An 8,746-nucleotide genomic window follows, 5' to 3' on the forward strand; every position below is an offset into this window, starting at 1 on the left:
CGGCATCGGGCACCCGCGCCACCTGCGCGGCGAACACCGCCGGAATCGCCGCCGACGCCGTCAACGACTGGGTCAACGCCGCCCGATTACCCCAGCCGGCCAGCCGGGCGCGCTCAACGTCGTCGAGCACGCCGATCGACGACAGCCGCCGGGTCGGGTCGTCGCTCATCGCGACCAACACCCGCTGCAAACGCTGGATCAGGGTTTCGATGCTGACGGCGTCGAAGACGTCGGTGCGGAACTCGACCGCCCCGCCGATGCCGGCCGGTTCACCGTCGTCGTCCCAGTACTCTTCGAGGGCCAGCGCCAGATCCATCCGGGCCGTGCCCGTGTCCACCGGCAGCTGCGTGAGCTCGAGGTCGCCCAGCGCAAACGCGGCGTCGCCGGTGCTGCCGTGCAGGGTGCGCCAGGCCAGCATCACCTGGACCAGCGGGTGATGAGTGAGCGAGCGCGTGGGGTTCAGCCGTTCGACCACCACCTCGAAGGGCACGTCTTGGTGCTCGTAGGCGGCCAGGCTGCGGGCCCGCACCTGAGCCAGCAGTTCGGCGACACTGGGATCGCCGGCCACGTCAACGCGCAACACCAGCGTGTTGACGAAGAACCCGACCAACTCGTCGAGGGCGGGGTCGCGCCGCCCGCCGATCGGGAAGCCCACGGCCACATCGGAACTCGCGCTGAGCTTGGCCAGCAGCACCGCCAGGGCGGCCTGCATCACCATGAAACTGGTCGAATTGTGCTCGCGGGCCACCCGGACAACCTGGCGCTGCAACTCGGCGGGCCACTCCACCGGCACGCTGGCGCCGCGTTGATCGGCCACCGGCGGGTACGGCCGGTCGGTGGGAAGCCCCAGCCGCTCGGGCATCCCCGCCAGGGTCTCCTCCCAGTACGCGAGCTGCGCGGCGATGGGACTCTCGCGATCGGTGAGTTCGCCGAACTGCGCGCGCTGCCACAGCGTGTAATCGACATACTGCACCGGCAACGGTGCCCAGTCGGGGGCCTGCCCCAGGCGCCGGCCGGCGTAGGCCACGGCCATGTCGCGCACCAGCGGCGGGATCGACAAGCCGTCGGCGGCGATGTGATGCACCACGGCGACCAGCACGTGTTCGTCGTCGGCGACGCGGAAAACCCTCGCCCGCAAGGGGATCTCGGCCGCCAGATCGAAGGTGTGGCGCGCGGTCTCGTCGACGGCCTGCTGCAGCCGGTCGGACGGCCATGCGGTGGCATCGACGACGGCCCAACCGAAGTCGGCGCGGTCGGCGGCCACCACCAGCTGTTGCGGTATTCCGTCGGGGGCGGCGAAGAGCGTGCGCAGGCTTTCGTGGCGGCCCACCACATCGGACAGCGCCGCGCCCAGCGCGTCCACATCCAGCGGTCCGCGCAGTTGCAGCGCCACCGCCAGGTTGTACACCGGCGACGGGCCCTGCAACTGGTCGATGAACCACAACCGGTTCTGGGCAAACGACAACGGAATCACCGCGGGTCGCTCGACGGCCCGCAACGGTTCCAGCCGGCCGCCCGAAGCGGCGATACGTGGCGCCAACTGAGCCACCGTGGGAGCCTCGAACACCACCCGCACCGACAGGCCCGCATCCAGGGCGTTGTTGACCGCGGCGATCAGGCGCATCGCCGACAGGGAATCGCCGCCGAGGTCGAAGAACGAGTCATCGACGCCGACGCGTTCCACACCGAGCACCTGGGCGTAGATGCCGGCCAGGATCTCCTCGGTCAGGGTGGCCGGGGCGCGGTAACGACCGGTGTCCTGGTACTCCGGCGCCGGCAGGGCGCGTTGGTCGAGTTTGCCGCTGACCGTCAGCGGCAGCGCCGCCAGCCCCACCACCGCGGTCGGCACCATGTAGGCCGGCAGTCGTTCGGCCAGTGCGGCGCGCGCCGCGGCGGGTTCGGCGGTCCCGGTGACGTAGCCGACCAGACGCTTGTCGCCGGGGCGGTCCTCGCGGGCGATCACCACCGCCTGTTCGACCCCGTCGAGCCCGGCCAGTGCGGCCTGGACCTCGCCGAGCTCGATGCGATACCCGCGGATCTTGACCTGCTCGTCGGCCCGCCCCAGATATTGCAGCTGCCCATCCGGGCGCCACCGCACCAGGTCCCCGGTGCGGTACATGCGTGTCCCGGGCTGGCCGAACGGGGAGGCCACAAACCGGGCCGCGGTCAGGCCGGCCCGGCCGACATATCCGACGGTCACACCGCGTCCGGTCACGTACAGCTCGCCGACCACGCCGGCCGGCACCGGACGCAGCCACTCGTCGAGAACGAACACCGCCGCGGTCGACACCGGCGACCCGATCGGCGCCGCCCCGGTGCCGGGTGACAGCGGCGCACTCATCGAGGCATACACCGTGGCCTCGGTCGGGCCGTAGGCGTTGATCACCACCCGCCCCGGCGCCCATTGATCCACCACCTCGGCCGGGCACGCCTCGCCACCGAGCAGCACCGCCACCGACTCCAGTCCCTGCGGACGCAGCGCGGTCACCGCCGACGGCGTCTGGGTCAGCACGTTGACCCGTTCCCTGACGAGTAGGTCGTGGAAATCGTCCGGTGACCCGACGACCGCGTCGGGCACCACCACCAGGCGGCCGCCGCCCAGCAGCGCGGCCCAGATCTCCCACACCGAGAAGTCGAAAGCGTACGAGTGGCACTGCGTCCACACCTGCGCCGCCGGCAGGTCGACGGGCGACGACTCCGCCAGGTGCGCCAGATTGCGGTGGGTGACGGCCACGCCTTTGGGTGTTCCGGTGGTCCCGGAGGTGTAGATGAGGTAGGCGATGCCGTCGGGGGAAGGCGCCGGTGGCGCGGTGACGGGCTGGGTTGCCACGGCGGGGTCGTCGACGTCGATGACCGGCAGACCTCGCCCGTCCAGGCGCGACCGCAGGGCCGCCGTGGTGACCACGGCCATCGGCGCGGCGTCGGTCAGCATGAACCCGAGCCGCGCCTCCGGCAGCGCGGGATCGATCGCCAGGTAGGCCGCCCCGGTTTTCAGCACCGCCAGCATGGCGACGACGGCCTGGGCCGAGCGCTCGAACAGCAGGGCCACACATGCGCCCGGCCCTACCCCGTAGCCAGACAGCAAGTGCGCCAACCGGTTAGCCGCCTCGTCGAGTTCGCGGTAGGTCATCGACCGGTCCCCGGCGGTCAGCGCGACCGCCTGCGGGGCGTGGGCCACCTGCGCCGCCAGCAGCACCGGAACGGACACCGCTGCCGGTGCGGGCCGGGTCAGCACCGCGCGGTTGCCCACCTCGTCGAGGCGGGTGTGCTCGGCGACATCGAGCACATCGATCGACGACAGCCGTTGCCCCGGGTCCGCGGTCATGGCGACCAAAACCCGCTTGAATCGGTCGATCAGGATTTCGATGCTGGCGGCGTCGAACACGTCGGTGCGGAACTCCACCGCTCCAGCGATGCCGGCGGGCTCACCGGCGTCGGTCCAGGATTCGCCCAGCGTGAACGCCAGATCCGTGCGGGCGGTCCGGCTGTCGAGCGGGACCGGCGTGATGTGCAGATCGCCCAGGGTCAACCCGGCGGCGGGGTCGTTGTGGGATTGCCAGTTCTGCCAGGCCAGCATCACCTGGACCAGCGGGTGATGGGTCAGGCTTCGGGTCGGGTTGAGCCGTTCCACCAGCACCTCGAACGGCACGTCTTGGTGCTCGTATGCGGCCAGGCTGCGCGCCCGCACCTGAGCCAGCAGTTCGGCAACGCTGGGGTTACCGGCCAGATCGACCCGCAATACCAAGGTGTTGACGAAAAAGCCCACCACGTCGTCCAGCGCGGGGTCCCGGCGCCCGGCGATCGGGAATCCCACGGACACATCGGAACTCGCGCTGAGCTTGGCCAGCAACACCGCCAGGGCGGCCTCCATCACCATGAAGCTGGTCGCGTTGTGTTCGCGCGCGACCCGGGCGACTTGCTGCTGCAACTCGGCCGGCCACTCCACCGGCACGGTGGCGCCGCGGTAATCCGCGACCGGCGGGTAAGGACGGTCGGTGGGCAGCTGCAAATGTTCGGGCATCCCGGCCAGCGCCTCTTGCCAGTAGGCCAACTGCCCGGCGATGCGGCTGCCGCTGTCACCGAGCTCACCCAGCTGCGCGCGCTGCCACAGCGTGTAATCGGCATACTGCACCGCCAGGTCGGCCCAGCCGGGGGCCTGCCCAGCGCTCCGGCTGGCGTAAGCCACCCCGAGGTCGCGCACCAGCGGGGTGATCGATGAGCCGTCGGCGGCGATGTGGTGCACCACGGCCACCAGGACGTGTTCGTCGTCGGAGATGCGGAAAAGCTTTGCGCGCAGGGGGATCTCGGCGGCGAGGTCGAACTGGTGGCTCGCCACGGTGTCGAACTCGTCGGCGAGTTGCCCTTCCGGCCACCCGGCGGCGTCAACGACGGCCCAGGCGAAGTCGGCCCGCTCGGCCGGCACGACCACCTGGCGGGGTACACCGTCGTGAGCGGTGAACAACGTGCGCAGGCTCTCCTGCCGGGCCACCACGTCGGCCAGCGCCGCGCCCAACGCGTCCGCATCCAGCCGCCCGCTCAGCCGCAAGGCCACCGCCATGTTGTAAATCGTTGAGGGGCCTTGGAATTGGTCGATGAACCACAACCGGCTCTGGGCAAACGACAATGGAACGACCGCGGGCCGCTCGCCGGCCGCGAAAGGTACCAGGGGCTCCAGCCGCGCCTCGTCCCCGCCGATGCGTGGCGCCAACTGGGCGACCGTCGGCGCCTCGAACAGCGTGCGCACCGAGAGGCCGGCATCCAGGCCGGCGTTGACCGCGGCGATCAGGCGCACCGCCGACAGCGAGTCCCCACCCAGGTCGAAGAACGAGTCGTCCACCCCGACGAGCTGCGGCGGCTGAATGTCGAGGACCTGCGCGTAGATGCCGGCCAACAGCTCCTCGACCGCGGTGGCCGGCGCGCGGTAGCGGCCGCCATCCTGGTATTCGGGTACCGGCAGGGCGCGGGTGTCGAGTTTGCCGTTGACCGTCAGCGGCAGCGCCTCCATCACCACCACGGCGGACGGCACCATGTACTCGGGGAGCCGCTCACCCAGGGCAGCGCGCGCGGCGGCCGGATCGACCGCGCCGACGACATAACCCACCAGGCGTTTGTCGCCGGGGCGGTCCTCGCGGGCGATCACCGCCGCCTGCGCCACCCCGTCCAGCCCGGCCAGCGCCGCCTGGATCTCACCGAGCTCGATGCGATATCCGCGGATCTTGACCTGCTGATCGGCCCGACCCAGGTAGCGCAACTGCCCGTCGGCACCCCAGCACACCAGGTCCCCGGTCCGGTACATGCGCGCCCCGGGCTGACCGAACGGACACGCCACAAACCGCGTCCCCGTCAGCCCCGCGCGGCCCACATACCCATACGCCACGCCGGCTCCGGCCACATACAACTCCCCCACCACACCGGCCGGCACCGGCTGCAACCACCCGTCCAGCACGAAGAAACCGAGGTGGGCCAACGGCACCCCGATGGGACTGACCGTGCCGTCCACGTCGCCGGCCACGATCTCGCGAAACGACGCGTGCACCGTCGTCTCGGTGATGCCATACATGTTGATCAACCGCGGCAATCCCGGATGGTTGTCCAGCCACGACCGCAGCCGCTGCGGCTCGAGCGCCTCCCCGCCGAACACCACCGCCTCGAGCTTCAGCCGGGGCTCCAGCTCGGCTTGTGCCGCATCGGCGGTCTGCAGCGCATAGAAGGCCGACGGGGTCTGGCTCAACACGGTGACCTCTTCGCCCACCAGCACCGCGTGCAGATCCTCCGGTGAGCGCACCACCGCATCGGGCACCACGACGACCCGTCCGCCGTAGAGCAGCGCCCCCCAGATCTCCCACACCGAGAAGTCGAACGCCAGCGAGTGGCACTGCGACCACACCTGCCCCGCCAGTTCCAAGTCGGCGTCGAGCGTCTCCAGCAGCCTGGTGACGTTGCGGTGCGGAATCGCCACGCCCTTGGGGGTCCCGGTAGTACCAGAGGTGTAGATGAGGTAGGCGATGTCGTCCGGGTGCGGCGGCGGCAGCGGGGTGCTGGGCTGGCTGTCGACGGCCGGGTCGTTGATATCGATGACCGCCAGGTCGCGCCCGTCCAGCCGATCGGCCAGGGCGGCGGTCGTGATCGCGGCGACCGGCGCGGCGTCACCGAGCACGAACTCCATCCGGGCTGCCGGCACCGCCGGGTCGATCGGCACGTAGGCCGCCCCCGTCTTCAGCACCGCCAGCATCGCGACGACCGCCTCGGCCGACCGCGGCAACAGCAACGCCACCCGCTGTCCCGGACCAACACCCCGGGCGGCCAGCACGTGGGCCAACCGGTTGGCCGCGCCCTTGACCTCCCGGTAGGTCCACGACCGGTCCCCGGCGCTGATCGCGACGGCCTCCGGCGTGCGCGCGACCTGCGCACCGAACACGACCGGAATCGAGACCGGCACACCGACCGGCTGGGTCAACCCCGCCCGGTTGCCCCACCCCTCCAGCTGCGCGTGCTCGCCGGCGTCGAGGACATCCATCGACGACAACCGCCGATCCGGATCGGTGGTCATGGCGACCAGCACCCGCTTGAATCGCTCGACGAGGGTTTCGACGGCGCCCGCGTCGAACACGCCGGTGTCGAATTCGACGCGAAGTCCCAGCTCGGTGTCCGGCAGGGCCTGGATGGCGAGCGGGTAGTGGTTGTATTCGCGGTGGATGAAGTCGGTGACGGCCAAGTCCTCGGCGCCCGGCAGGGCGGCGGCGTCGAGCGGGTAGTTCTCGTAGACGAAGAAGGTGTCGAACAGGTTGTCCTGGCCGGTGATGCGGTGAATTTCGCTGAGCGCCAGGTGCTGGTGGTCGAGCGTGTGGTTGTGGGCGCTTTGCAGCTGGTCGAGCAGGTCGGCGGTGGTCGTGGCCGCGGTGATGCGGGCGCGCACCGGCACGGTGTTGATGAACAGGCCCACCATCGAGTCGGCGCCGGGCACCTCCGCCGGCCTGCCCGAAACGGTCGTGCCGAATGCGACGTCATTCCGGCCGGTCAGCCGCGTCAGCAGCTGGGCCCAGGCGGCCTGCAGGACGGTGCTGACGGTGGTGTGGTGGGAGCGCGCCAGGTCGCTGAGCGCCCGAGTCGTCTGCTCGGGCACCCGGAACGACGCAACCCCCCGGGGCCCGGGGCCGACTCTGCCCGGTGGGCCGACCAAGGAGGGCGTGTCGAAACCGGCGAGCACCTCGCGCCAGGCCGCGCGGGCGGCATCGAGGTCACGGCCGGTCAGCCAGCTCACGAAGCTGCGATACGGCCTCGCCGCGGGCAGCCACTGCCGGTGGTAGCTGGCGAATATCTCCCCCAGGAGGATCGGGAGCGACCAGCCGTCAAGCACGATGTGATGGTTCGTCAACACCAGACGGTGCTGGTCTTCCGCGGTACCGATGAGTGCGGCCCGGAAGGCCGGCTGGTGGTTGAGATCGCAGACGGCGGCGCGTTCCGCGGCGCAGATCTGCTGGATCTGCTCGTCGAGGTCCGGCCCGGCGCCGCTGAGGTCGACATACCGCCAGGGCACCACGGGATCGGCCGGGATGATCTGCACCGGCTGGTCGAACTTGTCGGAGAAGCGGGCCGCGAGGTGGGGATGGCGGCTCACCACCGTGTGCACCGCCTCGCGCAGGCGATGCTGATCCAGCCGGCCGCGCAACACGATCTCCAGCTGCACCGCATAGACATCGTCGCCGCTCTGGTCGGTCAGCGCATGAAACCACAGCCCCTGCTGCAGGGGCGTCAACGGTAAAACGTCAGCTATCCGCATATTGCCGCTGGAGTTCGTCGATCTGCTGCTGGCTGAGACCGGCAGCGATATCGGAGGGCGTCAACCCGCCCCCACCACCGCGCACATGCGCGCAGATGCCGGCCAGCGCCTCAAACCACAATCGGCTCAGCCGGGAGACCTGCGCGTGATCCAGGGCCGAGGGCGCCCACGTCCAGCCGGCGTGCAGGTAGGGGCCCGCGGCGGCCTCCACCGTGCTGGCGTTGAGCTCCACGGTGTGCGCCAGCGGCATGGGCAACCTTGCGCTGGCGTCGATCAGCGACAAGCCGTCCTCGCAAATTCCCCATACGTCGTCGGACACCTCGGTTCCGGCGCTCAGCCGCCCGAGATAGTTGAACCCGATCGGCGGATCGGAGCCGTCCAGGTCGGTCTCGCCGTTCAGGTAGCGCAGCACGCCGTAGGTCAGGCCATCCGGCAGCGCGCGCAGCTGTTCTTTGGCGTCCTTGATAACAGCGCCCAGCCGAGGGTCGCCGGCCGCCACGTCAGCCCACGACAGCCCGCCCGCCGTGATGGCCACCGGATACTTGGTGGTGAACCAGCCCACCGTGCGCGACAGGTCGACATGCTCCCCCGACGCGGCCAGCTCCTCCTGGCGCCCATGCCCTTCCACGTCGATGACGATCGGTGCGGCACCGGTCCCCAGAAACTCGGCGCAGGCCAAGGCGAACGCGATCAACAAGATCTCGTGTATGCCGGCGTGAAACGCCGCCGGCACCTCGCCGAGCAGCATCCGGCTCGTCTCGACATCCAACTGCGCGAAGTGTTTGCCGGCGCTCACGTAGGTATCCATCGCAGGTTGCACCGCGGGCAGCGCGGTGGGCAGCGCCGCGATCTGCCGCCAGGCCTGCGCCAGCTGCACCACCTCGTGGCGGTGCGCGTACTCACCCAGCAGCGACGCCCACCGGGCGAACGACGTCCCCGGCGCCGGCAACACCACCTGCTGCCCAC

At 70.4% G+C, this 8,746-nt stretch carries 2 protein-coding genes; both read right to left on the reverse strand.

The features are described 5' to 3' along the window. A partial coding sequence (locus A5705_RS00585) for a non-ribosomal peptide synthetase (RefSeq protein ID WP_197521221.1) occupies window positions 1–7,756 on the reverse strand: 7,756 nt, incomplete at its 3' end. Between the two features lie 10 nt (window positions 7,757–7,766). Then, window positions 7,767–8,746, reverse strand: a 980-nt coding sequence (locus A5705_RS29090; protein WP_369829581.1) for a condensation domain-containing protein, incomplete at its 5' end; no start/stop codon positions are given.

Origin of the sequence: Mycobacterium sp. E787, assembly GCF_001668725.1 — a bacterium.
Taxonomy (GTDB): Bacteria; Actinomycetota; Actinomycetes; order Mycobacteriales; family Mycobacteriaceae; genus Mycobacterium.